Below are 26,631 nucleotides of genomic sequence, written 5' to 3' on the forward strand. Positions count from 1 at the left end.
ATGGTGGGGACACTGTGGGGAATGTGCGAAGAGGGCGGCGGCCTGGCGCCCGCGCCAGTAGCAAGATCGCGTCCATTGTGGTGTGAGAGAGTCCCCTGCGGCCATACTTCTGGCCGGGAGCAGTCCCAGGACCCGCCGGGGGGCGGGCCGACGTCAGCGACCAAGGGGGAGGTCACGTGACACACCCGCCGATTGTGCGCACAGCGCCTCAGCCGGCTCCGCACCCTGCGCCGCCCGCGCAGCCGCCGGCCCAGCCGCCCCTGGCACGTGGCGCCTGGGACGAGGGCCGACGCAGGCTGCGTGCCGCGGCGACGACGGAGCCGGGGCGGCTGCAGATCATCGGCGCCGTTCTCGCGGTGCTGGTGGTGGCGTTCGGTGCGGTGACGGCGTTCGAGATCTCCGCCCGGGCGGACGCCGCGGACGACGTGGTGAGCCGCAGTCAGCCGCTGAGCGCCGACGCCGCCTCGATCTACCGCTCGCTGGCCGACGCGGACACGGCGGCCTCCAGCGGCTTCCTGGCCGGCATCGAGGAGCCGCCCGAGGTGGCGAAGAGGTACGACGACGACATCGCACTGGCGTCCCGGCTGCTCGTCAAGGCGGCGACGAACACCGACAGTTCGAGTGAATCGGGACAGCAGATCGCCCTGCTGAACGAGGCCCTGCCGCGCTACACGGGTCTGATAGAGAGCGCCCGCGCCAACAACCGGCTCGGCCGGCCACTGGGTGGCGCCTATCTCCGCTTCGCCAACGACCGGATGTCCAGGGAGCTGCTGCCCGCCGCCCAGAAGCTGTACGACGCGGAGACCGCGAGGCTCGAGCAGGACGACGAGGACGCCCGGTTCTGGCCCGTCCTCTCCCTGGCGGGCGGCGTGGTGGCGATCGGGGTCCTGGTGTGGGCGCAGCGGCGCAACTACCGCAGCACCAACCGCGTGTTCAACCACGGCCTGGTCGCGGCGACCGCGGGGTCCACGGTCCTGCTGCTCTGGCTCGCGGTGGGGCACACCGTCGCCCGCGCCCAGCTCAACGACGCCGACCTGCACGGACAGCAGTCCCTCAAGGTGCTCGGCGACGCCCGGATCAACTCGCTCAAGGCCCGGGCCAACGAGAACCTGACCGTGGTGGCGCGCGGCGCGGTGCTCACCAACGACGGCAAGAGCGACAAGTACGAGACGGACTACGCCACGGGAATGAAACAGCTCGGCGAGCAGCTGCACCGGGCGGAACTGCTCGCCGACGACGAGGACGGCCGTGCGCCCGTCAGGGCCGCGATGTCGGCCGTGTCGGAGTGGCAGGAGCGTCACAAGGACGTCACCAGGACCGACCGGGCCGGTGACTACGACGGTGTGCTCCGCAAGGTCATCGGCGCGGAGGGCTCCACCGGCGAGTCCTTCGACAAGGTCGACGCCGCGCTGAAGAAGGCGCTGGCGCACGAGCAGCGCGAGTTCACCGAGGCGGCGAAGGACGGCCGCGGGGCACTGACCGGGCTGCCGGCCGGGGCCGTCGCCCTGGGTGTGCTCGGCGCGGCGGGTGCCGTGCTGGGAATCAGCCGCAGGCTTTCGGAGTACCGGTGAGAGGGGGAGCGATGTCGGACACGAAGGCACGTCCGGGCGGCCGGCGCGGCCCGCGCGCTCCGCGCCGGCTGCGCGGCTGGGGCGGCGTCGCCTCCATGGCCGCCGCCTGCACGCTGACCGCTGCCGTGACCCTGCTGCCGCTGTCCCGCGGCGGCGCGGGCGCCCTGACGGAGGGCACCGGCCCGGCCGTCACCTCCCCCGTGTCCGCCAAGGCGGACAGCTGCGAGGACCCCGAGGCGTCCCTCACCCCGTCGAGCGCCGACGGGCCCACCATCGACGCGATCAAGAAGCGGGGCAAGCTGATCGTCGGCGTCGACCAGAACAGCTACCGCTGGGGCTACCGCGACCCGGTCACCAAGAGCCTCGAGGGCTTCGACATCGATCTCGCCCGCGCCATCGCGGACGAGATCGTCGGCAGCCCGGACGCCGTCATCTTCCGCGCCATACCCACCAACCAGCGCATCCCGGCCCTCGAGAACGGCACGGTGGACATCGTGGTGCGCACGATGACGATCAGCTGCAGCCGTATCGAGCAGGTCGCCTTCTCCACCGCCTACTTCCATGCGGGTCAGCAGGTGCTGGCGCCCAAGAGCTCGAAGATCACCGGGTACGACGCGTCGCTCACGGGCAAGCGGGTCTGCTCGGCGGAGGGCTCGACCGCGTACGAGGCGCTGGAGAAGAACAGCTTCGGCGCGACGTTCAAGGACAAGCACGACGGCCTGCCCGAGGACGAGGACCTGTACACGGTGCCCAACCAGCTCGACTGCCTGGTCAGGCTCCAGCAGGGCCTCGTCGACGCGATCGTCACCGACAACGCCCTGGCGGCCGGCCAGGCGGCGCAGGACCCGGCGGTGGAGCTCAAGGGCGAGAAGCCCTTCACCACCGAGTACTACGGCGTGGCCACGAGGCTCGGCAACGACGACCTGGTGCGCCGGATCAACAAGGTCCTGGTCGACTACCGCAAGAGCGCCTGGAAGAAGGCGTACAACGACTGGCTCGCGGCCGATCTGCCGGGCATGGCGGAGCCGCCGCAGCCCAAGTACCGGGCGGACTAGGCGGACAGGTTCAACGCGCCGGACAGGTTTCCACGGCGAGCAGGTTTTCAGCACGACTCGGGCGACGAGAAGAACGGAGAGGTGATCGATGGGCGTCGCGGGACCCTTCCCCGGCTCGGCGGGGAGTCCGCACGGGCCGGTGATGGACCGGGACGAGGTGGACCGTGCGCTGGCACGGCTCGGCGCCGAGCACGAGGCGGTGGAGACGTCGCTGCTGGCCCTCCAGGACCACGCGGGCCGCAGGCTGCTCGAAGGTGCCGAGCTGACCGGTGTGACCAAGGACCGCTGGGCCACCGCGGACCAGCAGATCACCCTGCTCTGGTTCTACTTCGACGCCTACACGGCCGCGTTGAACGACATCCGTGAGCTCCGTGCCCGCAGGCGCTGGTCCAGCCGTGAGGACCTGGCCGAGCTGACGGAGCGGCTGCGCGGCCGCAGTGTCACCGTGGCGAGCCCGCCCGGCCACCTGGGACCGCAGCTCGCCGGACCGGCCAAGCTGGCGGAGGAGTTCACCCTCGAGGAACTCGTCAGCCGGATGAACGAGCTCTACGCGTCGTCCCTGGACATGGTGGTGGCCGCCGACGCGGTGTGGTCGGCGCTGCCCGCCCGTATCGACCTGCTCTCCGCCGAACTGCGGCGCACCCGCTCGCTCGCGCACTCCGTCGGCGTACGGCCCGGGGAGCACCCCTCCGGCGACGAACTGGAGTCCATCACCCACGAGCTGGCCACCCTGCGGGAGCAGGTGGTGTCCGACCCGCTCGCCTTCTGGCGGCCGGGACCCGGTAGCGCCGCGCCCGGCGGCGGCCGGCCGGACACCGACCGCTACGACCGGGCGGCGCGTGCCCTTGAGGACGTGCGCCGCGAGATCGAGGCGGTGCTCCAGGTCCGGCAGGACTCGGAGGAGCGGCTGATGCGGCTGCGCGACCTGCTCTCCCGCGCCGACCGGACGCTGACGGAGGCCCGTGCGGCCCGCGGAGAGGTCCTCGCCAAGATCGCCGCGTCGGAGGTGCCCGCCGTCAGCGGCCCGCCGACCGCACTGCAGGAGCGTCTCGCCACGGCCGCCGAGTACCGCAGGCACGCGAAGTGGCACCGGCTCTCGCCGCTGCTCGAGTCCCTGGAGCAGGAGGCGGAGGACGAACTGTGCCGCGCACGGGAGTCGTTGACGGCCGTCACCGCGCCCCTCGCGGTCCGCGCCGAGCTGCGCGGCCGGCTGGACGCCTACAAGGCCAAGGTCGCACGCCACGGCATGGCGGAGGACTCCCTGCTGATCGAGCGGTACGACGCGGCGCGCCGGATGCTGTGGAGCGCGCCGTGCGATCTGCGCGCCGCGGAGCAGGCCGTGCTGCGGTACCAGCACGCGGCGGCGGAAGTCCTGGTGCCGAGGCAGGCCGCGCCGGAGTCGGGGCCCACCGACCGCGGAGAGGATTCATGAGCGAGATCAGAAACTGCCAGCGCCCCGGCTGCGACGGCGCGTACGAGGACATGGGCGGCGGCGAGCTGTACTGCGGCACCTGCGGCCTCGCCCCGGTGGTGTCCCCCACCGGCATGGTCTCGTCACCGCCCACCGGCATCGCCGCGGGCGGCCGGGACTCGTCGTCGGCGCGCAGCAGTTCGCGCTCCTCACGGGCGTCCGCGCGTTCGTCCTCGTCACGCCGGTCGGTGTCGGGGCGGCTGTCGCGTTCGCTGTCCGGCGGCAGCACCGCCGCCCGGTCGGTGTCGGTCCGCAGCTCCGGCTCGTCGACGGGGTCGTCGGCGCGCAACCGGCTGGGCGCCGGGCTGGTGACCGTGCCGGACGTGCCGCGGCCCGACCCGCGGTCCGCCGTCATGGCGAACCCGGAGGTGCCCGAGCGCAAGCGGTTCTGCTCACGCTCGGACTGCGGCGCGCCGGTGGGCCGGGCGCGCGGCGACCGGCCCGGACGTACGGAGGGTTTCTGCACCAAGTGCGGCCACCCCTACTCGTTCGTGCCCAAGCTGGGCGGCGGCGACATCGTGCACGGCCAGTACGAGGTCGTGGGCTGTCTGGCCCACGGCGGTCTGGGCTGGGTGTATCTGGCCGTGGACCGGGCGGTATCCGACCGGTGGGTGGTGCTGAAGGGCCTGCTGGACACGGGCGACCAGGACGCGATGGCGGCCGCGATCTCCGAACGGCGTTTCCTCGCCGAGATCGAGCACTCCAACATCGTCCGGATCTACAACTTCGTCGAGCATCTCGACCAGCGCACCGGCTCCCTCGACGGGTACATCGTCATGGAGTACGTGGGCGGTAAGTCGCTCAAGGAGCTCGCCAACGAGCGGCGCGGCCCGGACGGGCGCCGCGACCCGCTCCCGGTCGAGCAGGCCTGCGCGTACGGCATCGAGGCGCTGGAGGCGCTCGGCCATCTGCACAGCAGAAACCTTCTGTACTGCGACTTCAAGGTCGACAACGCCATCCAGCAGCAGGACCAGCTCAAGCTGATCGACATGGGCGCGGTCCGCAGGATGGACGACGAGGAGTCCGCCATCTACGGCACGGTGGGCTACCAGGCCCCCGAGGTCGCGGACGTCGGCCCCTCGGTGGCCTCCGACCTCTACACGGTGGCGCGCACGCTCGCCGTGCTGACGTTCGACTTCCAGGGCTACACGAACGTGTTCGTCGACTGCCTGCCGGACCCCGAGAACATCGAGGTCCTGCGGACGTACGAGTCGTTCTACCGCTTCCTGGTGCGCGCGACCGACCCTGATCCGGCACGGCGGTTCGCCTCGGCGCAGGAGATGAGCGAGCAGCTGACGGGCGTGCTCAGGGAGGTCGTCGCCATGCAGACGGGCCGCCCGCGCCCGGCCGTGTCGACGCTGTTCGGCCCGGAGTTGCGGGTGACGGACACGGGCCTGTTCGCCGAGCACGCGGGGGACGTCTCCCGGCTCGGCGCCCGGACCGCCACGGGACGCGGTGGACGCCGCGCCCCGGCCGCGGCCGCCCCGCAGACCCCGGCCCCGCCGGCCCCTCCCGCGTCGCCGGCCGCCGGTGCGTACGGGGCGGTGCCCGCGCCCCGTACGGCCGGCGCCCTCGCGCCGGACGCGCCGTCGGCGGGCCCGGCCCCCGCCCCGTACCTCGCCGTACTCGACACACGGGCCCACGCGCTGGCGCTGCCCCTGCCCAGGGTCGACCCGAGCGACCCCCACGCGGGCTTCCTGGCCGGGCTGATGGCCGCGGCGCCCGCCGAGCTGATCGCGGCACTGCACACGGTGGCCACGAGCTCCCCCGAGACCCGGCTGCGCGAACTGCGTGCCCGGCTGGAGGCGGGCGACCTGCTGTCCGCGACGACCGCGCTCGCCACCATGGAGACGCAGCAGCCCGACGACTGGCGGGTGGTCTGGTACCGGGGCGTCACCTCGCTGGTGACCGGCGACCACGCGGCCGCGGCCGTGTCCTTCGACGCGGTCTACGACGCGTTTCCCGGCGAGCCCGCGCCGAAGCTGGCCCTCGGGCTGTGCGCGGAGGTGCTCGGCCAGCTGGACAACGCGGCGGACTACTACCGCCTGGTGTGGACGACCGACCCGAGCCATGTGAGCGCGGCGTTCGGCCTCGCCCGGGTCCAGCTCGCGGCGGGCGACCGCACCGGAGCCGTACGGACCCTGGAGTCGGTGCCGGAGGCCTCGATCCACTACACGGCGGCGCGAGTGGCGGCCGTACGGGCGAGGTTGCGGCGACGCGCCGTGCACGAGCCGCTGCTGGCGGACCTGTCGGCGGCTGCCGCGCAGGTCGCCGCCCTCGAGCAGCTCGGTCTCGACGCGGTGCGGCGCGAGCAGTTGTCCACAGAGGTACTCGGCACCGCGCTGGACTGGGTACTCTCCGGAAGTCCCGGAAGCGGGCCGTCCGTTCCGCACGCACCGAGCGCACTGCTCGGGAGCGCGCTGGACGAACGCGGTCTGCGCTTCGGGCTGGAACGCTCCTTCCGGGTGCTCGCCCGGCTCGCCCAGCGCGGCGAGGAGCGCATAGAGCTGGTGGAGCGGGCCAACCGCTACCGCCCCCGGACGTGGGTGTGATTGATGGCGCAACAGCACCAGCCGGCCGTCGGGTCGACCTGCCCCGGCTGCGACGAACCTCTGGAGCCCGGTGACCGGTTCTGCGGGGCGTGCGGATACGACCTGTCGGCCGTGCCCACCGCGGCGCAGGACCGCCCGACCGTGGCCATCGGCACGCCGGTCGACTGGCCGGCGGCGACCGGCACCGACACGACGGGCACGCCTACGCCGACGCAGCGTGCCGCCGACGTTCCCGGCACCGACTCCGACGGCGGAGACCTGCCTCCGACGACCGGGCCCGCCACGGCCGGCCCGACCGGCCATGTCGGCCCAGCCGGGCACACCGGTCCCGCCGGGGGCGCCGGTCCCGCCGGTCCCGCCGGTCCCGCCGGTCCTGCGGCTCCCGGCGGGGGCGCCGAGCCGAGGCCGGGGCACGTTCCGGCCGCGCGCCCGGCGGGCCACGGCGAGCACGGGCGGGCCGGTGAGGGCGTGACCGTCGGCACCGGCCCCGCCGCCGTCCCCGACGGTCCCGGCGCGGGCCACCCGCCCGCCCCGGTCGTGCGGTTCGACAACCCGCCCTCCGGAGACTTCGAGCTCGCCGCGCCGACCCCCGCGGCCTCCCCCGCTCCCTCCTCCGTCTCCACTCCCGCCCCCTCCCCCGGCGCCGATCCGCGCGCGGCGGCCGTGACGACCGGGCCCGCCGCCGCTCCGCCCGGCAGCAAGGTCTGTGTGGCCTGCCGGGCCGGCCGTGTCGACACGGACGGCTACTGCGAGAACTGCGGCCACGCCCAGCCCCGCGAACGCGACCACATGGAGGCGGAGATCGGCCCCGTCGCCGCGGTCAGCGACCGGGGGCTGCGGCACCACCGCAACGAGGACTCGTTCGCCGTCTCGTCCACCGCCCTGCCGGACGGCTCCCCGGCCGTCGTCGCCGTGGTCTGCGACGGCGTGTCCTCGGCGACCCGCCCCGACGAGGCGTCGGCCGCCGCGGCGACCGCGGCCAACGAGCGGCTGCTGGAGGCGCTGCCCCGCGGCACGCACCCGCAGCAGGCCATGCACGAGGCGATCGTGGCGGCGGCGGAGGCGGTCAACGCCCTGGCACAGGAGCCGGAGCCCGGCCCCGGCGACGATCCGCACCGGCACCAGAACGCGCCCGCCTGCACCATCGTCGGCGCGGTGGCGGCCGGGGATCTGCTGATCGTCGGCTGGGTCGGCGACAGCCGCGCCTACTGGGTCCCCGACGACCGCTCCGCGCCGCCCGCCCGGCTGACCGAGGACGACTCGTGGGCCGCGCAGATGGTGGCGGCCGGCCTGATGAACGAGGCGGAGGCGTACGCGGACGAGCGGGCCCACGCGATCACGGGCTGGCTCGGCGCCGACGCGTACGAACTGGAGCCGCACACGGCCGCGTTCAAGCCGGACCGTTCCGGCGTGGTCGTGGTCTGCACGGACGGGCTGTGGAACTACGCGGAGGCGGCGGAGGAGATGGCCCGGGCCATCCCCGCGGACGCGTCCGAACGGCCCCTGCACAGCGCCCAGATGCTGGTCGGCCATGCCCTCGACGGCGGCGGCCACGACAACGTAACAGTGGCGGTGCTGCCGTTCGCCGTACCGCGGCAAGGGGCAGGATCGGCCTACGACACGGCTTGACCCGTCCGACGGGCCGGCCCCGGCACTCCGGTCGGGGCCCCGGCCTCTCGTCCGGCCGCCCGCCGCGACCGCTCTCGTCCGCCGCCCGCGAACCTGCCCACCATGTCAACCCGCCCGCGCAGTCGCTGCCCGCTGCCCGGGCGGAGTCACAAGGAGCCGATCGGATGGCCGTTTTCTCCAAGTCCCAGGTGCCGCAGTTCTCGGTCGAGGTGTACCAGAACGAATACCTCCCTGAGGGCGGCCGCGAGGTCAACGCGATCGTCACGGTCACCTCCACCGGCGGCGGTACTCCGCTGCGGGACGCGCCGGCACCGCCGGCCGGCGGGTCGGACCGGGGGCCGTCCGCCGGCGTGGTGATCATGGTGGACTGCTCGGGGTCGATGGACTACCCGCCGGAGAAACTGCGCAACGCGCGGGATGCGACGGCCGCGGCGGTGGACACCCTGCGGGACGGTGTCGCGTTCGCGGTGGTCGCCGGCACCCACAAGGCGCTCGAGGTGTATCCGGGCGGCGGGCGGCTCGCCGTCGCGGACGCGGCCACCCGGGCCCAGGCCAAGGACGCGCTGCGGAGGCTCACGGCCGGCGGCGGCACCGCGATCGGCACCTGGCTGCGCCTGGCCGACCGGCTGCTGTCCTCCGCCGACCCGGCGATCCGGCACGGCATCCTGCTCACCGACGGGCGCAACGAGCACGAGTCGCCCCAGGATCTGCGCGCCGCTCTCGACGCGTGCGCGGGCCGTTTCACCTGTGACGCCCGCGGGGTCGGCACCGACTGGGAGGTGAAAGAAGTCACAGGCATCGCCTCCGCGCTGCTCGGCACGGCGGACATCGTCGCCGATCCGGGCGGCCTGTCCGCGGACTTCACGCGGATGATGGAGGACGCGATGGGCAAGGAGGTCGCGGATGTCGCGCTGCGGCTGTGGACTCCGGTCGGCGTCGAGATCGCCTTCGTCAAGCAGGTCGCGCCGACGGTCGAGGACCTCACCGGGCGGCGTACGGAGGCGGGCCCGCGCGCAGGCGATTATCCGACCGGCTCCTGGGGCGACGAGTCCCGGGACTACCACATATGTGTGCACGTGCCGCAGGCCGGAATCGGTCAGGAGATGCTGGCGGCCCGGGCCTCGCTGATCATTCCGGCCGCGGACGGCGGCACTCCACAAGTCCTGTCGCACGGGCTCGTACGGGCGGTGTGGACGAACGACGCGGTCGCCTCCACAGCGATCAATCCGCAGGTCGCGCACTACACCGGCCAGGCGGAGCTGGCACAGGTGATCCAGCAGGGCCTCGACGCCCGGAAGTCCGGTGATTTCGGCGGGGCGACCGCGAAACTGGGCCGCGCGGTGCAGCTGGCGGCACGTTCCGGGAACGAGGACACTGCGAAACTGCTTTCGAAGGTGGTGGACGTCGTCGATGTGGCGACGGGTACTGTGCGACTGAAGGCGAAGGTCGCGGACGCGGACGAGATGACTCTCGAGACCCGCTCCACCAAAACCGTTCGCGTCAAGAAGTAACCACGCACGGACACGAAGTGATCGGCCCTCGGGCCGGATGAGGAGAGGGGGAAGCGCCGACATGCCGACCTGCCCGAACGGACACCAGTCGGGTTCCGACGACTGGTGCGAGGTCTGCGGCCACCGCATGGCTCCTCCCGGCGCTCCCTCGGGAGCCGTACCGCCGCCTCCACCGCCGCCGCCCGGCTACGGCTATCCCGGCCCGGCCGATCCGAACGCGACGGCCCAGGCGGAGCTCTGCCCGCAGTGCCGCACCCCGCGCGAGGCCATGGCCCCGTTCTGCGAGGAGTGCCGGTACAACTTCCTCACGCACACGGCGACGTCCTACACACCGGTGGCGCCGCCCCAGCCGCAGGGCGGGCTCAACCTCCCGCCGGGGTTCCAGTCGCAGCCGGGTCCGCCCGCGCCGCCGGCGCAGCAGGGCCCTCCTCCGCCGCCGCCTCACCAGCAGCAGCGTGATCCTTTCGACTACCAGGGTTCGCGGCCCTCGCAGATGAACCGGCCCGCGGAGCCGCTGGGCCAGGAGCAGCCCGGCGACCACCGGCAGCAGCAACAGCCCGGGGCCTTCCAGCCGCAGGGCGGTCCGCCGCCTCCGCCGTCACCGTTCCAGCAGCAGCCCGGCCCTCCGGCCCCGCCGTCCTTCCAGCAGCCGGCGCCGCCCGCGCCGCCGCAGCCTCAGCAGACCGGCGGCGACGACTGGATGCTGCCCCCGCCGTCCCGTACCCAGTCGCCCCCGCCCCCGCCCCCGCCGGGACCGCAGGATCACGGACAGCACGGACAGGGACAGCACGGCCAGGGTCCGCAGGGCCAGGGTCCGCAGGGCCAGGGCCATCAGCCGCCACAGGGATACCAGGGGCAGCAGGGGCAGCAGAGTCATCAGGGACCGCCGCCGTTCCCGCAGCAGTCGGCGCCCGGCCGGCACCAGCAGGGCCCTGGCATGCAGGGCGCGCATCCCGGTCAGCCGCAGGCGCCCCGCCACGACATCGCGCCGGCGGGCTGGACGGCCGTGGTCGGGCCGGACCGCGAGTACTTCATGGCGATGATGCAGCGCAGCGGCCCCGAGGCGACCGGGCTCAATCTGCCCGCGTACTCCCCCGAGCAGCATCTGCCGCTCACCGGGGGGCAGATCACCATCGGACGCCGCCGGCAGTCGACGGGCGAGTCGCCGGACATCGACCTGTCGGTGCCCCCGGAGGACCCGGGTGTCTCGCACCAGCACGCGGTGCTGGTGCAGCAGCCGGACGGCTCCTGGGCCGTCGTCGACCAGAACTCGACCAACGGCACCACGCTCAACGGCGCCGAGGAGCCGATCCAGCCGTATGTCCCCGTGCCGTTGAACGACGGCGATCGGGTGCACGTCGGCGCCTGGACGACGATCACCGTCCGCCGCGGCTGATCCCCAGCCGCGGCGGCGGCGATCCTGCTGCCGACAACCATGGGTACGCGGCGCGTGCCGTGAGCGTTCAGACGCCGGACGGCCCGAGGGGCCACACGTAGGGCCCCTCGGGATCGTCCAGCCACGCCCACTGCCGCTCGCCGCGCACCGTGACCCCGAAGCGCTCGCGCCCCGGCCGGTGTTCCCGCTCCCACAGGGACAACGCCTCACGCGGGTCGAGCGAGCCCGCGCCCAGGCTCAGCAGGAAGCGGAAGAGGTCGTTCTCGGCCACGCCCCTGGGCAGACCGCCCGTTCGGACCTCCTCGGGCAGGGCTCGGCCGCGCAGCGGCACGAAGTACGCCGAGGTGGGCAGGAAACGCCCCTCGGCGGTGCGACCGCCCGCGTCGTGGCGCACCCGCAGGGCGATGATCCCGGTGGACAGCGGCGTGACGATACGGGCGCCGTCGGTGCACTGGGCGGGCCATGCGGAGGGCACCGACGTCAGGGCGCACGTCGCGATGACGCCGTCGAAGGGGGCGCGCTCGGGACAGCCGCGCGCCCCGTCACCGGTGACCACGGTGGGGTGGTATCCGGCGGCCGACAGATGCACACGGGCGGACTCGGTGATCTCGGGGTCCAGGTCGACGGTCGTGACGGCCGCATCGCCGAGCCGGTGCGCGAGCAGTGCCGCGTTGTAGCCGGTGCCCGCGCCGATCTCCAGCACCCGGTCCCCGTCGGCGACCTCGAGCACGTCCAGCATCAGGGCCATCAGGGACGGCTGGCTGCTCGATGAGACGAGATCGCCGTCACGCAGCCGTGTGGCCAGCGGCTCGTCCTTGTACGCGCCGCGCAGCCACCTGGCCCGGCGCCCCGGGTCGGGGTCCTCGCACCACAGACGCTCGTAGGTGCCGGCGCGGGCGGTGAAGTAGTAGGGCACGAACAGATGCCGGGGCACCTCCTCGAACGCCGCCCGCCAGGCCGGATCGGTCAGCTCGCCCCTAGCCGCGATCTCACGCACCATCGACCGCCGCGCCTTCGCGGCGGACTCGGCGAAACGGTCCACGACCTGACCCATATGTTCACTTTCCTGCGCAGTCGCCCCGGAAGCGAGCCACCGTGCCGCACGGACGGAGGGCCCTAGGGCCCTCCGTCCTCGGCCGGTGGGTCTGAGAGCATGGGGTGCGTGAATGAGATTCCGCGCGGGACGCTTCAGGAGCAGACCTTCTACGAGCAGGTCGGCGGCGAGGAGACCTTCCGGCGCCTCGTCCACCGCTTCTACGAGGGCGTCGCCGGTGATCCGCTGCTGCGTCCGATGTATCCGGAGGAGGACCTGGGCCCGGCCGAGGAGCGGCTCGCGCTCTTTCTGATGCAGTACTGGGGCGGGCCGCGCACCTACAGCGACCGCCGCGGGCATCCCCGGCTCCGGATGCGCCACGTCCCCTTCACCGTCGACCGCGCCGCCCACGACGCCTGGCTGCGACACATGCGTACGGCGCTGGACGAGCTGGGCCTCGCGGAGGAGCACGAGCGGCAGCTGTGGGACTACCTCACGTATGCCGCGGCCTCGATGGTGAACACCCCCGACTGACCTGCCTGCCACCTGCCCACCGGCGGCACCCGGATCCCGAGCGACACGGCTCGGGTCCGGCACCGGGCACGCAACCCGAACCCACCGGGCCCCGCCCGGAAACGCCCCGACCGGATCCGCTACCCGTGCCTCGGGCTGAGCGTGAGCCCGCCGAGCGGCCCGCCCGTGCGGACCGCGACCGACCCGAACGGCGTGCGCAGCCTCAGCCACGTCCCGGTCGACAGCAGCTCCACCGGCACCCCGGCCCGCAGGAACCCGAGCGACTGCGCCGCGTGCACGGCGCGCAACGGCAGGCCTGTGCCACCGACCGTGCGCGACCAGATCTCGCGACCGATGCGGTCCCGCTCCGCACGGGTGCGCCGTTCCGCCGGAAGCGCCTCGTCCCGCTCGCGGAACTCGGCGACGGCCGCCGCGACCGCGCCGCGCATCGCGGAGGCGTCCGGCAGCCCGGGCACTTCGCGCCAGCCGCCACGTGGCGGCAGGACGCCCGCCCACGGCGGGCCGGTGACCGCGCCGGGCACGGCGAACTCCGCGCCGCCCAGCGACTCCAGCAGTTCGCCCGCGGAAACGGTGACGTCCAGGTGGGCCGCCTCCACGAGCCGCGCCGTGCGGACGGCGAGGACCTCGAAGGACGGCGGACGCCCGAACACCGCGAGCGCCGGCCCCTGCGCCTGCAGCCGCACCGCGGCGGCGCGGTCGTAGTGGATCAGCCGGGCGAGGAAGGCGGAGAGGTCCTCCGCCTCCCTCTCGTCGGCGAGCCGCAGACTCTGCACAGGTACGGACATGGGCGTGCTCATGCGACGAGGGCGCCCTCGGCGGCCTTGCCCACGTCGTCGAGGTACTGCTCGAGGAAGGACTTCTCCTCTGCGGTGATCCGCCGCGGCCGCTGCGCCTCGAGGTCGAACGGCACGACGACGGTCGAGGCCCGCACATACACCTGCGCGGAATCCGCCTTCGTGGGATCGTCCGCCTCCTTGACCTCGTACGCGATGGTCAGGGACGCGGCGTTGATCTTCGTCACCCACGACTCGATGATCACCGGGTCGTGCCGGTGGACCAGCGGCCGCACGTAATCGATCTCGTGCCGCGCGACCACGGAGCCGCCGGAGAACGAAGGCGAACCGTCCCCCGGCGCCAGCCGGAACATGAAGTCGATCCGCGCCTCTTCCAGATAACGCAGGAAGACGACGTTGTTGACGTGCCCGAAGGCGTCCATGTCCGACCAGCGGAGCGGGCAGCGGTAGATGTGACGGGCCATGCGCGGCATCAGCCCCGGGTGAGCTTCTTGTACGTGGCGCGGTGCGGACGGGCCGCGTCGGCGCCGAGACGGTCGATCTTGTTCTTCTCGTACGACTCGAAGTTGCCCTCGAACCAGTACCACTTGGAGTCGCCCTCGTACGCCAGGATGTGCGTGGCGACCCGGTCGAGGAACCAGCGGTCGTGGGAGATGACCACGGCCGCGCCGGGGAACTCGAGCAGCGCGTTCTCGAGCGAGGACAGCGTCTCGACGTCCAGGTCGTTGGTGGGCTCGTCGAGGAGCAGCAGGTTGCCGCCCTCCTTGAGCGTCAGCGCGAGGTTCAGGCGGTTGCGCTCACCACCGGAGAGGACACCGGCCGGCTTCTGCTGGTCCGGGCCCTTGAAGCCGAACGCGGAGACGTACGCGCGGGACGGCATCTCGACCTGGCCGACGTTGATGTAGTCCAACTCGTCCGACACGACGGCCCAGAGGGTCTTCTTGGGGTCGATGTTGGCGCGGCTCTGGTCGACGTAGGAGATCTTGACCGTGTCACCGATCTTGATCTTGCCGGCGTCCGGCTCCTCGAGGCCCTGGATCATCTTGAACAGCGTGGTCTTTCCCGCGCCGTTCGGGCCGATGATGCCGACGATGCCGTTGCGGGGCAGCGTGAAGGACAGGTCGTCGATGAGGACCTTGTCGCCGAAGGCCTTGCTGAGGTTCTCGACCTCGACGACGACCGAGCCCAGCCGCGGGCCCGGCGGGATCTGGATCTCCTCGAAGTCCAGCTTCCGCATCTTGTCCGCCTCGGCCGCCATCTCCTCGTAACGGGCGAGACGGGCCTTGGACTTGGACTGGCGGCCCTTGGCGTTGGACCGGACCCACTCCAGCTCTTCCTTGAGCCGCTTGGCGCGCTTCTCGTCCTTGCGGCCCTCGACCTTGAGGCGGGTGGCCTTCTTGTCGAGGTACGTGGAGTAGTTGCCCTCGTAGGGGAGCGCGCGGCCGCGGTCGAGCTCGAGGATCCACTCGGCGACGTTGTTCAGGAAGTACCGGTCGTGAGTGACGGCGACGACGGCGCCCGCGTACTTCGACAGGTGCTGCTCAAGCCAGTTCACCGACTCGGCATCGAGGTGGTTGGTGGGCTCGTCGAGGAGGAGCAGGTCGGGGGCCTCGATCAGCAGCTTGCAGAGCGCGACGCGGCGCTTCTCGCCACCGGAGAGGTTGACGACCGGCCAGTCGCCGGGCGGGCAGCCCAGGGCGTCCATGGCCTGCTCCAGCTGGGCGTCGAGGTCCCAGGCGTTGGCGTGGTCGAGGTCTTCCTGGAGCTTGCCCATCTCTTCCATGAGCGCGTCCGAGTAGTCGGTCGCCATGAGCTCAGCGACCTCGTTGAAGCGCTTGAGCTTGCCCATGATTTCCGCGGCGCCGTCCTGGACGTTCTCCAGCACGGTCTTCGACTCGTCCAGCTTCGGCTCCTGCATGAGGATGCCGACGCTGTAGCCGGGCGAGAGGAACGCATCGCCGTTGGAGGGCTGCTCCAGTCCGGCCATGATCTTCAGCACGGTGGACTTACCGGCGCCGTTGGGGCCGACCACACCGATCTTCGCACCGGGCAGGAAGCTCAGCGTCACGTCATCGAGGATGACCTTGTCGCCGTGCGCCTTGCGCGTCTTGCGCATCGTGTAGATGTACTCAGCCAAGAGAAACCGTCCGGCAGGAAGTGGGTGGGCAGATACACCCATCTTGCCGTACGCCGCCCCTCGGACGGAAACCGCGCCCGCGGCCCCCGGCGCCCCGCCGCCGTACGCGCAGGCCCGGGGGCGCGCCGACCGGCCCGGACCTCGGGTCCGGGCACGGCAGAGGGCCCGGCACGGGTGTGCCGGGCCCTCTTCTCAACCTGTTGTCACTGTGCGCGGCACAGCCGTCACGCGCCGGTGGTCGCCTTCTTCTTACGGAGGAGGAACACCGCGCCGCCACCGGCCAGCACCATGGCGATCGCGATGCCCGCGATCATCGGGGTGGCGCCGGAGCCGCCCGTCTCCGCGAGGTCGCCCTGCAGGCCCCCGGAGGTGCCGCCCGCGGAGGCGGGGCTGGGCTGGGAGGACGGGGTCTCGGTGCCCGGCTCCTGCGGCGCGCTCGCGGTCTCGCAGTCGAGCACGCCCTTGAAGTTCTTCTTGAAGCCGCCCGGCCCGGTGATCGTGAAGTCGTACGCCTGGTCCTCGGCGACCGGCACCGTCACGGTCCGGGACTCCCCGGCCCCAATGGTGTGCTCGAAGCCGGCCAACGAGAAGGTGAACGGGGCGTCGCCCTTGTTGCTCGCCGTGACGTCGACGCCGCCCTTGACGCAGTTCTTCTCGACGGAGACCGCCGGTATCGCGCCCTGCTTCGCCCAGGTCGCCGTGGCCGTCGCGGAGACCGTGGACTCGCTGGAGCCGGCGAGGATCTGCGTCTGGCTCTTGGTCACGCTGGCGAAGGCCCGGCCCACCGGCACGGACATGCCCGCCTGGACGCTCAGTGCGGCCGTGCCGTCCGCGGCGTCCTCGGGGACGTCGAAGTACAGCTTGGCGCCGTCGGTGGCGGTGGTGACCGGCTTACCGGCCTCGTCCGTGATCTTGATGCCGCTGGCCACCGCGTCGGCGGGCGGCGTCACCGCGACCTCCCCGGCGTCGGTGCGGACCGTGACCGGGCCGAGCGGGCCGCCCGGCTTGCCGGAGACGGCCCTCGGCTCCAGGCTCAGCGACGCCTTGGGCTCGGCCAGGTCCTTGGCGGACTTTTCCAGCCAGTCGGCGAGCTGCTCGGCGGCCGGGTCGGCGGCCGTCACGTCCGCCTTGTCGGAGAAGCGCCAGATGGCCACCTGCGTGCCCGCGGCCGCGGTCCTGTCCGTCAGCGTGCCGTCGAGCTCTGCGCTCTTGGCCAGTGCGGCGAGGTCGTTGACCTGGGGGAAGGAGTTCTGCAGGATCCAGCGGATCTTGCCCGCGTTCGGGTTGTCGTTCAGTGACGTCTCGTCCCAGGCGGTCTCCAGGTACTTGGCCTGCTCCTGGGTCGGGTTGTGGATGTCGATGCAGTAGGTCTGCAGCTGACCGCCACCGTCGACCGTCATCTCGAAGAGACCCGCGAGGATCTCCTGGTCCTTGCCATTGGTGTGCAGCACCGCCTGGTGGTACGTCTGCAGACCGTCGAGCGTGGCGACGGCGCCGCCCTGGTGCTGGATGGCGTCGTCGGCGACGGCCGCCCCGGCGCCGGCCATGGAGCCGGCGGCCATCAGGCCTGACGCCACCGCCACTGCGGCAAGGCGTCGAACAGCGCGCCGCCTGCGTACGACAGACGCAGAGAACACAGCAAACACAGCAGAATTCCCCTCCGGGCGAGACCTTTCGCGGGTGACGCGTGGGGGAAGTGCCTCGCCAGCAGACTCAAGTGCCCCGTGAGTACCCGGGAATCCTATGGAGGGCGCGCAGCCCGATCCCCGATCATGCCGTCAGATAACCGTTCCGACTCAAAATCGTTATCCCGACTGGTCAGTTCACCCCTGATCGCCGCTTTCACCCCGCCCCCGGCGCGCGGCGAAATCGTCTCGGTTACCCCAACTCCCCCTCACCGTACGGCTCCTACGGGCTCCCGACGGGCTGCGGCCTCACCAACCTCCGGGGCCGGGCTCCCCTCCGCGGAGTCCGGCCGGCTTCTGGCCACCCGACGGAAGGCCGAGGTCCCGCGGGTCAGATCGTGTCCCACCGCCTGCGCGTCGATGTCGACGAACGTCCGCCGTCTGCCGTCCACTTCCTCCTCGCGCACCTTCAGCCGGCCGTGCACGAGAAGCGGTTCCCCCACCGAAACGGAGCCAGTGAGATTCTGCGCGAGCGAGCGCCAGGCGAAGACCGTGTAGAAGCTCGTCGGCCCGTCGGTCCAGTTACCGCTTCGGCGGTCCCACCGCCGCGACGGCACCGCGAAACGGAATCGGGCCATCCCTCCCGTGGCCGTTTCCCGGTACTCCACATTCGTGGCGACATTCCCCACTACCGTCACCATGGTGTCGTTCATGACGGTCACCTCCCCGTCCGGCTGCGTTTTCCCGGTCGCTGTCGACCGGTCTCCATGCTGGACCGGACGGAAGAATCCCGCCGACGCCTGTGGACGAGCGCGCCGTTGTGGACAACCCCGTCACCCGATACGGGTACGCGCCCTCCCCGGCACGGCCCCGGGCCCCGGCTTCGCCGAGCCGGAGACCGCCGCGTACTGCTCCCGCACCTCCCGGTAGCGCATGAGCTCAGCCGCGACCGGATCGAGCACCTTGGCCCGCCCGCAGCCGGCCGCGGCCTCGTGGAGGCGGCGCCGGGCGTCCTGGCCGTACCGCCGTGCGGGCCCCTTCGTCGCCGCCGCGCACGCCCACTCGACCAGCGGGCCGCCCACGATTCCCGCGAGCATCACCAGCACCGGCGGAATGAGACCCGGCTCCAGCACGCCGACGATCTGGCCCACCAGCCACAGCCCGCCGAAGATCTGCAGCAGCGTCATCGACGCCTGCGCGAGCACCGCCGCCGGCCACCACGCGGGCCGCAGCGGCCGCCCCCTGGTCTCCGCGGCCTCACGCGCCGCCAGTTCGTCCAGCGCCTCCGGCAGCCCCTTGGCCCCCCGCGCGGCCGCCTCCCGTACCGCCTGCGCCCATGGCGTGGGCAGACCGCGTGCCGCCTCGTCGGCGACGGTGCGGACCGCCTGCTCGACCCGCTGGCGTGCCGTCGGCTCCTCCTCCGTGGGCGCCGGGGGCTCCTCCGACGCGGCCCCCGGCATGCGCTTGGACTCGTACCAGCGCCACAGCCGCAGCCACGGAGTGCCGCACGCCCGCCCGGCGTTCCTGCGCCACTCGCGCTCCGCCGCCTCACCGGCCGCCGTCGCGCCGATCGCCTCCGCGAGGCGCGCCGAGAAGTCCTCGCGGGCCCGCTCGTCCAGACCGGTCCGCCCGTCGGCGACGTACACGGACCGCAGCTTCGCCGCCGCCGCGTCCACGTCTGCGGACAGCCTGCGCGCCGCGGCGCTCCGCTCCTGCACGAACGCGCCGACCATCTCGCGCAGTTCCCCCACCCCCTCCCCGGTGAGCGCCGACACCGCCAGGACGGTGGCGCCCGGATCGCCGTGCTCCCCCAGCGCCATGCCGTCCTCGTCGAGGAGCCGCCGCAGGTCGTCCAGGACCTGGTCGGCGGCCTCGCCTGGCAGCCGGTCGATCTGGTTGAGCACGACGAACGTGATCTCGGCGTGTCCGGCGAGCGGCCGCAGATAGCGTTCGTGGAGGGCCGCGTCGGCGTACTTCTCCGGGTCGACGACCCAGATCACCGCGTCGACCAGCGCGAGCACCCGGTCGACCTGCTCCCGGTGCCGCACGGCGGCCGAATCATGGTCCGGCAGGTCGACCAGTACGAGACCGTGCAGCTGTTCGTCGCCGTCGCCGCCCGCGAGGGGCTTGCGTCGCAGCCGGCCGGGGATGGCGAGCCGGTCGAGCAGCCCCGCCGACCCCTCCGACCAGGTGCAGGCGATCGGCGCGGACGTGGTGGGCCTGCGCAGCCCGGTCTCGGCGATGCGCACCCCGGCGAGCGCGTTGAACAGCGTCGACTTGCCGCTCCCGGTCGCTCCGGCGATGGCCACGACGGTGTGGCGGGACGACAGCCGCTGCCGCGCGGCGGCCTCGTCGAGCACGCGCCCCGCCTCCGCGAGGGTCTTCCCGTCGAGCCGGGTCTGCGACAGGCCCAGCAGCTCGCGCAGGGCGTTGAGCCGGTCGCGCAGCGGCCCACCGTAGGTGCCGCCGATGGGCAGGTTGTCGTCGCCGGCCTGGACACTCCCGTCGAGCCCCCGGTCGGCCTCCCCTTCCGCCGCCGCGCCCGCTCCGTCGCCCGTCTCCGGCGACTCACCGGCCCGGCGGGCGATCAGACCGTCGTCCCAGCGGCCACCGGTCTCGTTCTGGTCGTCGGTGATGGCGGTCACCCGCGGTCACCTCTCCTTCTGCAGTAGGGACAGCGCGGCAATCAGCTCGGCCTGCGGTTCCGGGCTCACCTCGAGCCCGTCGAGGGGCGCGAGGCGCCGCTCACGCTCGCTGTTCAGCACGTCGTCGATGTACGTCGTCGCCAGCTCGCTGCCCTTGTCGCGCAGCCGCAGCGCGCTCTGGGCGCCGATCCGCTCGGCGAGCCGCTCACCCGCGCTGCGCGCCCGCCGGCCGCCCAGGAGCGAGGCCGCGAGCAGTGCGGCCACCGTCTCCGGGTCGGGAGCGGCGTTGCGCTCCATGCCCCGCACCTCTTCCTCCGCGAGCTCCTCCAGGACCCGCCGCCAGCGCCGTACGGCCATGCCGATCCGCTCCCCCACCTCCAGGTCGCGCCGGCGGCCCGGCGTGACGGCGGCGGCCGCGGGCTCACGCCGCCAGGCGTTCTCGACCTGCTCGTCGGCGGCGGCGACGGCGCACTGCAGCAGGGCGGACAGGCTGGCGACGAGGGAGTCCAGCAGCTCGCCGGCCGAACTGTCGCGTGGATAGCCGCGCCAGCGCGTCCGCGCGTCGCCGGCCAGCACCGCGCCGGCCCGCAGCTGCCTGCGCACCCGCTCGCGCTCCGCCTCGTACGCCTCCTCCACCGCGCCCGTGAGCCGTACGGCCGCCGCGTACTGGGCGGCGACGGCGCTCGCCAGCTCCGGCATCCGCACCTTGAGTGAATCGATCACACCACCGGCCGTACGTCCCATGGCCTGCTGACGCGCCGCCGGATCCTGCGCCCGGTGCGCGAGCCAGGAGAACAGGCCCGCCACGGCCGTGTTCGGCAGCAGCCCGTGCGCACCGCCGGCCGACTCCGGGAGTTCGGGGATCGTGAACCGCGGCACCTCGCCGAGCCCCGCCTTCGTCAGCAGCGCCGCGTACTGCCGCGACACCTCCTCGATCACCTGGTGCGGCACCCGGTCGAGCACGGTGACCAGCGTGGCGTTGTACTCCTTGGCCGTACGCAGCAGGTGCCACGGCACGGCGTCGGCATAGCGGGAGGCCGTCGTCACCATCACCCACACGTCGGCGGCGCAGATCAACTCCCCCGCCAGCAGCCGGTTCTCGACGACGAGGGAGTCGATGTCCGGCGCGTCGAGCAGCGCGAGCCCGCGCGGCAGGGAGGACGCCGTCTCGATCCGCAGCGCCCTCTCGTCGGCCGCGCCCCCGCCACCCGTTCTGCGCGTCAGTTGTTCCTCCTCCGCCTCCTCCTGGGGCGGCAGCCAGATCCGGGTCAGCCGGGGCAGTACCCGCATCCCCGCGAACCAGTGGTGGTCGTCGGGATGGCACACCAGCACCGGCGTACGGGTGGTGGGCCGCAGCACCCCGGCCTCACTGACCCGTCGCCCCACAAGGGAGTTGACGAGCGTGGACTTCCCGGCCCCCGTGGACCCGCCGATGACGGCGAGCAGGGGCGCTTCGGGCTCTTTGAGGCGGGGCACCAAATAGTCGTCGAGCTGCGCGAGCAGTTCGGCCCGTGTCTGCCGCGCTCTTGACGCCCCCGCGAGGGGAAGCGGCAGACGCACGGCGGCGACACGGTCGCGCAGGGCGGAAAGTGCGTCGATGAGCTGAGGCCGTGCATCCAAGGTCACCACAAGCGAAGAATGCCCAATTTTGGCGGCTTTTTGAAGCGTATGGGGATCTCTGCGCGCCGATCTTGCATACGGGACACACAGGACGAGTGGGACGCAGGCATAACGAGTGCACAACACCCGCGGCGTGAGACGTCAAAAGCGATGCACGAATCGCGCCTGCCTGCGATTATCGGTTCGCTTCACCGAACCTCCACATCGTGCCACGCAGGTGAAGCAACCGGGCCAAGGGGATCGGAGCCCTATCCTTGTACCCGGCAAGGTCACGGACCACCCGAGTGGGGCTCCAGGCCACCGGCCGCCACACCGGCCCCCGTAGCTCAGTGGATAGAGCAGGCGCCTTCTAAGCGCTTGGCCGCAGGTTCGAGTCCTGCCGGGGGCGCACACCGCGCACCACCGTCAGGCCCTCCGATCCGGAGGGCCTTTTCGCTGGTCAGCGGCATATTAGCGGGTGGCGCGTAGAGAGCGCGTAAGCGCAGGACCGGCGACGCCCGAAGGTTCGTCACCCGTCCCGGCCGCCGGAAGGCCGCAACGCATCGCCGATCGTGCCCATTCCGGGGCAATGGCAACTTCAGCCGATTCAGGCCCATCTCGGGTTGTTTGTCCATGACGATGTGACGGCCTCGTCATCCCGTACGGCCCGGTCAAGGGTAGGTTTGGCCGTCCGCTCCAGGCGGTCCGGCACAAGCCGGCCCCGGTGGCGACGAGCCCGGAGCGTGCCGGGCAGGCGACGGCGCACGTCGCGGCGACGCCTCATGAACAAGGAGATCTTCACGGTGCCCGTCCTCCGCATCCCCTATCCCTCGCGGTCCGCTTCCGGTGAAAACCGACCCGTGCCAAAGCCGCGCGACGGTGCTCCCGAAGAGCGCGACCACCGGAGCGGAACGACGGCGGGCAGCGCGGGACTGAGGCTGGACATCCAGGGGCTGCGCGCGGTGGCGGTCCTGCTCGTAGTGGTCTCGCACGCAGGGGTGTCACGCCTGGCCGGTGGATACATCGGCGTGGACGTCTTCTTCGTGATCTCCGGGTTCCTGATCACCTCGCTGATGCTCCGCGAATGGAGCCGCGACGGCCGGATCTCACTGGGACGCTTCTACGCCCGCCGGGCGCTGCGCCTGCTGCCGGCCTCCACCCTCGTCGTACTGGTGACGCTGGCGGGCTCCTGGCTCTTCCTTGGGCCCCTGCGCTTCGCCGAGTACGCCAAGGACGCCGTCGCCTCCGCCTGGTACGTCGTGAACTTCCGGCTGGCCGAGAGCGGCACCGACTACTTCAACGCGGACATACCCCCCTCGCCGTTCCAGCACTTCTGGTCGCTGGCGGTCGAGGAGCAGTTCTACCTGATCTGGCCCATCGTCCTGATCGCCGCTCTGAAGCTCTTCAGGCGCCGGGCCCTGCTGACGATTCCGCTGCTCGCCCTGGCCGCCGCCTCCTTCGCCCTGAACCTTCAGCTCACCGAGGACTCCCCCTCCTGGGCCTACTTCGGGTCGCAGGCACGGGTCTGGGAGCTGGCCGTCGGCGCCCTGCTCGCCCTGGTCGCGCACCGCCTGGACGACATTCCGCGCCCGGTCGCGGCGGTCATGAGCTGGGCCGGCCTGGCGGCCATCGGATACGCGGCCGTGGTCTTCGACGAGAGCACCCGATTCCCCGGCCACAACGCCCTGATACCGGTCCTCGGCGCCGCCGCCGTCCTGGCCGGCGGCGCCGCGGCCGGACGCTACGGTGCGGGCGCGGTCCTCTCGCTGCGCCCCGCCGTCTGGGTCGGCGGGCTCTCCTATGCCTGGTACCTCTGGCACTGGCCGCTCATCCTGATCGTTCCCGCCGCCGCCGGATTCGGCCAGCACGACGGGCCACTGCGGCTGGCAGCCGCGCTGAGCGGCCTCGTTCTCGCCTGGCTGACCCTTCACCTGGTCGAGAACCCGATGCGCTTCCACCGCGCGCTCAAAGCCCGTATCGGTCGGGGGCTCTCGCTGGGCCTGAGTCTGTCGGCCCTGGCGGCGGCGGCCGCGGTGGTGGCAGCGCAGTTCCCGCCGGCCCTGTCCTCGGGCGCCTCGCAGCAGAGCACCCGGGAGGCCGTGGGACGAGCGTCGGACCCGAGTGACGCACTGACGGAGCTGCTGGAGCAGCGGGTGGACAAGCTTCCGTCCAACCTCTCGCCGAGCATGCGACAGGTGGCCTACGGCAGGACCGCGGTCTACACCGACGACTGCGCTCTGACCACGGCCGACACCGTGCAGACGAAGCCCTGTCTGTACGGCGACACCACCGCCGACCGCTCTGTGGTCCTCTTCGGTGACTCACACGTCGCGCAGTGGTTCCCGGCGCTCGAGGCGATCGCGCTCAAGCACCACTGGCGGCTGTACTCGTACACCAAGAACGCCTGCAAGGTCTCCCAGATCACCATCGACCTCAACGGCAGCCCGTACTCGACCTGTGACGACTGGCGGGCGGTGACACTCGACAAGATCCGCGAGCTGGAGCCCGACCTCGTCATCACGTCGAACTCCAACTCGGCGAAGCTGTCCGGGGGCGGCGACATGGCGGCGGCATGGGGGAAGGGGCAGGCCGAGACCTACCGGATGCTTCAGCAGGGCCGCACTCAGGTGCTGACGCTCCTGGACACTCCCTGGCCGAAGAGCAACGCGGTGGACTGCGCGGTGGCCAACCCGACCGACTTGAGCGCCTGCGCCCACGATCGCTCGGCCGCCGACCCCCAGCCCAAGGTCACCGAGGCGATCCGGGCGGCAGCGGCCGCCGAGGACGTGACGACCATCGACCCCTATGACTGGATCTGCGCCCCGTCGGGCACCTGCCCGATCGTGGTGGGGAACACCATGGTCTACCGGGACTACGGTCATCTGGCGGACAGCTACGTGGAGGCGATCACGCCGGTGGTGGAGGAGGAGCTGCTGCGGCTCTTCGGGGCGGACCTGAGCCGGCGTCCCGGGGCCTGAATCGACACGTGAAGGCCGTCGTAATGACGTCCGTGAAGGGAGCCCTGTCGCCATGCTGGACCTCGACGCGCGGGACCCGCTCGCCGTCGCCGTCACCCGTGCCGTCCGGACCGGCGATACCGACACGCTCACACGGTTGCTCAACGAGAATCCGGGGCTGGCGCGGGCCCGGATCACCGAGTCTCGCGAGGGGTGCGGGCCGGGCGGGCGGAGCCTGTTGCACGTCGTGGCCGACTGGCCCGGGCACATGCCCGGCGGGCCGCGGACGGTCGCGGTGCTGGTGGCCGCCGGGGCGGACCCCGACACGCGGTTCAGCGGCGTGCACGCCGAGACGCCGCTGCACTGGGCCGCCAGCAGCAACGACGTCGCGCTCGTGGACGCCCTTGTCCGGGCCGGGGCCGACATCGAGGCGGACGGGGCCGTCATCGGGGGCGGTACGCCGCTCGCCGACGCCTGCGGCTTCGGGCAGTGGGACGCCGCCCACCGGCTCGTCGAGCTCGGGGCGCGCACGACGCTCCGGGAGGCCGCGGCACTCGGACTGCTCGACCGGCTGGAGGAGCACTTCGCCGGGCCGGCCGCGCTCACGGCCGAGGAGGTCACGAGCGCCTTCTGGGCCGCCTGCCACAGCGGACGACTGACGGCGGCGAAGTGCCTGCTGGAGCGCGGCGCGGACATCGACGGGGCGGGGTACGACGGCCTGACGCCGCTCGACATCGCCCGCACGCAGGACGAGGAGAGGACGCGCGAGGTCGTCGCCTGGCTGACCGCGCAGGGGGCGCGCGGAAGGAACGAGATCCCGGGGACGGGGGATGAGCGCCCCGCACAGCGGGGGAAAACCACAGCCGGTTGAAGAAATGGGCCGGGTGCCGATCGCGCACAACGGGCGGTTCGACCACGGCTTCCTCACCCATGAGTTCGCCCGGGCCAAGGCCCTGCCGCCGGTCTCCCGACGGCTGTGCACCCCGGCGCTGAACCGGCGGGTCGACCCGCCGACGGGCGACCCGCCTCCTACGGTGCGCCGGAGAGCCCCCGACAGCGCCGTGCGGCTGCTCACGGACGGCCCGACCGAGCAGACCGTCACCGCCGACCTCGCGGCGCCGGCACGCGGTTACGGGGGCGATGTCGCGGACTGATCGCGTCCCCCCGGCACTCCTCGGCCGGGGCCGCGTGTACGACCCTGCGCGGGGCCCTGCGCGTTGCCCGGCCGGGACACGTACGGCGGTGCCTGGCACCTCCGTTGTGAGGGCGCGTTGAACAGTCCGGCTCCCGCGCCCGTACTGACCCCTGTGTGCCGTGCCAGCCGCCACAACAGCTACCCGAGTGCCGTACAGCAACTGTTTTCTCAATGCCGAGCCGGGAGGCATCCATGCATTCGAACCGACGCGCAGCACGTGCCGGGGTTTCCATGCGGGTCGTCGCAGTCGTCACCGCCGCCGTGGCCGCGATCGCCCTTGTGGTGGTCCTGGTCCAAACGGGAAGCGGAGAGGCCACCGCCGGTACCACGGCAGCGGGCGGCTCCGCGCAGCACGGTGCCGGTCATACGGAGGCCGATGGGTTCTCCAGCGCGACGGCCGAGGAGGCCCAGGGACCGCAGACAGTGACCGAGGTGGACCGAACCTTTCTGGTGGCGGTGCGGCAGGCCGGGCTGTGGGAGATCCCCGCCGGCCGGCTGGCTCAGACACATGCCTCGAGCGAGGCCGTGAAGCGTGCCGGACTGCACCTGATCGACGGTCACAGCAAGCTCGACCAGCTCGTGCGGGAGGACGCCAAGATCCTGGGTGTCGAACTTCCGAATGAGGCCACCGAGGAGCAGCAGGGCTTCGTGCGGCAGATGGAGAACGCCCGGGGTGCCGAGTTCGACCGTATCTTCGCGAACCTGCTGCGTGCCTCGCACGGCAAGATCTTCGCCACGATCGGCGAGGTGAGGGGTGCCACCCAGAACGACCTGATCCGCCGTCACGCCCGTCAGGCGAACCAGACCGTGCTGGACCACCTCGAGGTCCTGGAGGACACGGGGCTCGTCGACGCCGCGACGTTCGCCGAGGTCGAGGCTGCGGTCAAGCCGAAGTAGTCGAGCGTCCGCCGCAGCCGCAGCCCCACC

At 72.4% G+C, this 26,631-nt stretch carries 20 protein-coding genes and 1 tRNA gene; 13 read left to right on the plus strand and 8 right to left on the minus strand.

The window, feature by feature from the left end; all coding sequences use genetic code 11:
- The first annotated feature begins 176 nt into the window (after positions 1–176).
- From ACWD01_RS01335 to ACWD01_RS01365, 7 genes are all read left to right on the plus strand, one after another.
- The gene (locus ACWD01_RS01335; protein WP_451156841.1) at positions 177–1,571 is read left to right on the plus strand and encodes a hypothetical protein; all 1,395 of its coding nucleotides are present in this window, start codon (positions 177–179) and stop codon (positions 1,569–1,571) included.
- Positions 1,572–1,582: 11 nt separating this feature from the next.
- Entirely contained in the window at positions 1,583–2,626 is a 1,044-nt protein-coding gene (locus ACWD01_RS01340; protein ID WP_451156843.1) for a glutamate ABC transporter substrate-binding protein, read from the plus strand.
- 88 nt (positions 2,627–2,714) lie between these two features.
- Positions 2,715–4,058, plus strand: a complete 1,344-nt coding sequence (locus ACWD01_RS01345) for a hypothetical protein (protein ID WP_451156845.1) — start codon at positions 2,715–2,717, stop codon at positions 4,056–4,058.
- Positions 4,055–6,649, plus strand: coding sequence for a tetratricopeptide repeat protein (locus ACWD01_RS01350; RefSeq protein ID WP_451156847.1), 2,595 nt, complete (start codon positions 4,055–4,057; stop codon positions 6,647–6,649). Before ACWD01_RS01345 ends, ACWD01_RS01350 begins: the two co-directional genes overlap by 4 nt.
- 3 nt (positions 6,650–6,652) lie before the next feature.
- Positions 6,653–8,278, plus strand: coding sequence for a protein phosphatase 2C domain-containing protein (locus ACWD01_RS01355; protein ID WP_451156849.1), 1,626 nt, complete (start codon positions 6,653–6,655; stop codon positions 8,276–8,278).
- A 164-nt stretch (positions 8,279–8,442) separates the two neighbouring features.
- Positions 8,443–9,789 carry a vWA domain-containing protein gene (locus ACWD01_RS01360; RefSeq protein WP_451156851.1) on the plus strand — a complete coding sequence of 449 codons (1,347 nt, stop codon included), beginning with the start codon at positions 8,443–8,445 and terminating at the stop codon, positions 9,787–9,789.
- Positions 9,790–9,850: 61 nt separating this feature from the next.
- The gene (locus ACWD01_RS01365) at positions 9,851–11,185 is read left to right on the plus strand and encodes an FHA domain-containing protein (RefSeq protein ID WP_451156853.1); all 1,335 of its coding nucleotides are present in this window, start codon (positions 9,851–9,853) and stop codon (positions 11,183–11,185) included.
- 67 nt (positions 11,186–11,252) lie between these two features.
- Here the strand turns inward: ACWD01_RS01365 and ACWD01_RS01370 are convergent, their stop codons facing one another.
- Positions 11,253–12,239 carry a methyltransferase domain-containing protein gene (locus ACWD01_RS01370; RefSeq protein WP_451156855.1) on the minus strand — a complete coding sequence of 329 codons (987 nt, stop codon included), beginning with the start codon at positions 12,237–12,239 and terminating at the stop codon, positions 11,253–11,255.
- A 108-nt stretch (positions 12,240–12,347) separates the two neighbouring features.
- Here ACWD01_RS01370 and ACWD01_RS01375 point away from each other — a divergent pair, with 108 nt between their 5' ends.
- Entirely contained in the window at positions 12,348–12,752 is a 405-nt protein-coding gene (locus ACWD01_RS01375) for a globin (RefSeq protein WP_451156857.1), read from the plus strand.
- 119 nt (positions 12,753–12,871) lie between these two features.
- On the opposite strand, the gene ACWD01_RS01380 is transcribed toward ACWD01_RS01375, so the two are convergent.
- The 7 genes from ACWD01_RS01380 to ACWD01_RS01410 form a co-directional block, all read right to left on the minus strand.
- Positions 12,872–13,537, minus strand: coding sequence for a hypothetical protein (locus tag ACWD01_RS01380; RefSeq protein WP_451156859.1), 666 nt, complete (start codon positions 13,535–13,537; stop codon positions 12,872–12,874).
- Positions 13,538–13,545: 8 nt separating this feature from the next.
- Entirely contained in the window at positions 13,546–14,010 is a 465-nt protein-coding gene (locus tag ACWD01_RS01385) for an acyl-CoA thioesterase (RefSeq protein ID WP_451156861.1), read from the minus strand.
- A gap of 8 nt (positions 14,011–14,018) precedes the next feature.
- Positions 14,019–15,683: an energy-dependent translational throttle protein EttA gene (gene ettA, locus ACWD01_RS01390; RefSeq protein ID WP_451156863.1), complete on the minus strand. Its 1,665-nt coding sequence runs from the start codon at positions 15,681–15,683 to the stop codon at positions 14,019–14,021.
- Between the two features lie 224 nt (positions 15,684–15,907).
- Positions 15,908–17,320 carry a Cys-Gln thioester bond-forming surface protein gene (locus tag ACWD01_RS01395; protein WP_451156865.1) on the minus strand — a complete coding sequence of 471 codons (1,413 nt, stop codon included), beginning with the start codon at positions 17,318–17,320 and terminating at the stop codon, positions 15,908–15,910.
- Between the two features lie 257 nt (positions 17,321–17,577).
- Complete coding sequence (locus ACWD01_RS01400; RefSeq protein ID WP_451156867.1) at positions 17,578–18,021, minus strand: single-stranded DNA-binding protein; 444 nt, start codon at positions 18,019–18,021, stop codon at positions 17,578–17,580.
- A 120-nt stretch (positions 18,022–18,141) separates the two neighbouring features.
- A complete protein-coding gene (locus ACWD01_RS01405) occupies positions 18,142–19,953 on the minus strand; it encodes a GTPase (RefSeq protein ID WP_451156869.1) in 1,812 nt (603 codons plus the stop codon).
- 6 nt (positions 19,954–19,959) lie between these two features.
- Positions 19,960–21,573 (minus strand): dynamin family protein, encoded by a 1,614-nt coding sequence (locus ACWD01_RS01410; protein ID WP_451157349.1) that lies wholly within the window; start codon positions 21,571–21,573, stop codon positions 19,960–19,962.
- Positions 21,574–21,888: 315 nt separating this feature from the next.
- Between ACWD01_RS01410 and ACWD01_RS01415 the strand changes: the two genes are divergently transcribed.
- The 5 genes from ACWD01_RS01415 (at position 21,889) to ACWD01_RS01435 (ending at position 26,601) form a co-directional block, all read left to right on the plus strand.
- Positions 21,889–21,961: transfer RNA gene (locus ACWD01_RS01415), tRNA-Arg, on the plus strand.
- 451 nt (positions 21,962–22,412) lie between these two features.
- Positions 22,413–24,530, plus strand: coding sequence for an acyltransferase family protein (locus tag ACWD01_RS01420; RefSeq protein ID WP_451156871.1), 2,118 nt, complete (start codon positions 22,413–22,415; stop codon positions 24,528–24,530).
- Positions 24,531–24,582: 52 nt separating this feature from the next.
- Positions 24,583–25,380 (plus strand): ankyrin repeat domain-containing protein, encoded by a 798-nt coding sequence (locus tag ACWD01_RS01425; RefSeq protein ID WP_451156873.1) that lies wholly within the window; start codon positions 24,583–24,585, stop codon positions 25,378–25,380.
- Between the two features lie 13 nt (positions 25,381–25,393).
- Positions 25,394–25,663 carry a hypothetical protein gene (locus ACWD01_RS01430; RefSeq protein WP_451156875.1) on the plus strand — a complete coding sequence of 90 codons (270 nt, stop codon included), beginning with the start codon at positions 25,394–25,396 and terminating at the stop codon, positions 25,661–25,663.
- A gap of 272 nt (positions 25,664–25,935) precedes the next feature.
- Complete coding sequence (locus ACWD01_RS01435; protein ID WP_451156877.1) at positions 25,936–26,601, plus strand: DUF4142 domain-containing protein; 666 nt, start codon at positions 25,936–25,938, stop codon at positions 26,599–26,601.
- The last annotated feature ends 30 nt before the right edge of the window (positions 26,602–26,631 follow it).

Source organism: Streptomyces sp. NPDC002835 (assembly GCF_053591995.1).

Coding starts and splice junctions, on each gene's coding strand:
- ACWD01_RS01370 (WP_451156855.1), bottom strand. CDS start 12,239: ATGGGTCAGGTCGTGGACCGTTTCGCCGAGTCCGCCGCGAAGGCGCGG.
- ACWD01_RS01400 (WP_451156867.1), bottom strand. CDS start 18,021: ATGAACGACACCATGGTGACGGTAGTGGGGAATGTCGCCACGAATGTG.
- ACWD01_RS01350 (WP_451156847.1), top strand. CDS start 4,055: ATGAGCGAGATCAGAAACTGCCAGCGCCCCGGCTGCGACGGCGCGTAC.
- ACWD01_RS01425 (WP_451156873.1), top strand. CDS start 24,583: ATGCTGGACCTCGACGCGCGGGACCCGCTCGCCGTCGCCGTCACCCGT.
- ACWD01_RS01435 (WP_451156877.1), top strand. CDS start 25,936: ATGCGGGTCGTCGCAGTCGTCACCGCCGCCGTGGCCGCGATCGCCCTT.
- ACWD01_RS01365 (WP_451156853.1), top strand. CDS start 9,851: ATGCCGACCTGCCCGAACGGACACCAGTCGGGTTCCGACGACTGGTGC.
- ACWD01_RS01385 (WP_451156861.1), bottom strand. CDS start 14,010: ATGGCCCGTCACATCTACCGCTGCCCGCTCCGCTGGTCGGACATGGAC.
- ACWD01_RS01360 (WP_451156851.1), top strand. CDS start 8,443: ATGGCCGTTTTCTCCAAGTCCCAGGTGCCGCAGTTCTCGGTCGAGGTG.
- ACWD01_RS01340 (WP_451156843.1), top strand. CDS start 1,583: ATGTCGGACACGAAGGCACGTCCGGGCGGCCGGCGCGGCCCGCGCGCT.
- ACWD01_RS01380 (WP_451156859.1), bottom strand. CDS start 13,537: ATGTCCGTACCTGTGCAGAGTCTGCGGCTCGCCGACGAGAGGGAGGCG.
- ACWD01_RS01355 (WP_451156849.1), top strand. CDS start 6,653: ATGGCGCAACAGCACCAGCCGGCCGTCGGGTCGACCTGCCCCGGCTGC.
- ACWD01_RS01345 (WP_451156845.1), top strand. CDS start 2,715: ATGGGCGTCGCGGGACCCTTCCCCGGCTCGGCGGGGAGTCCGCACGGG.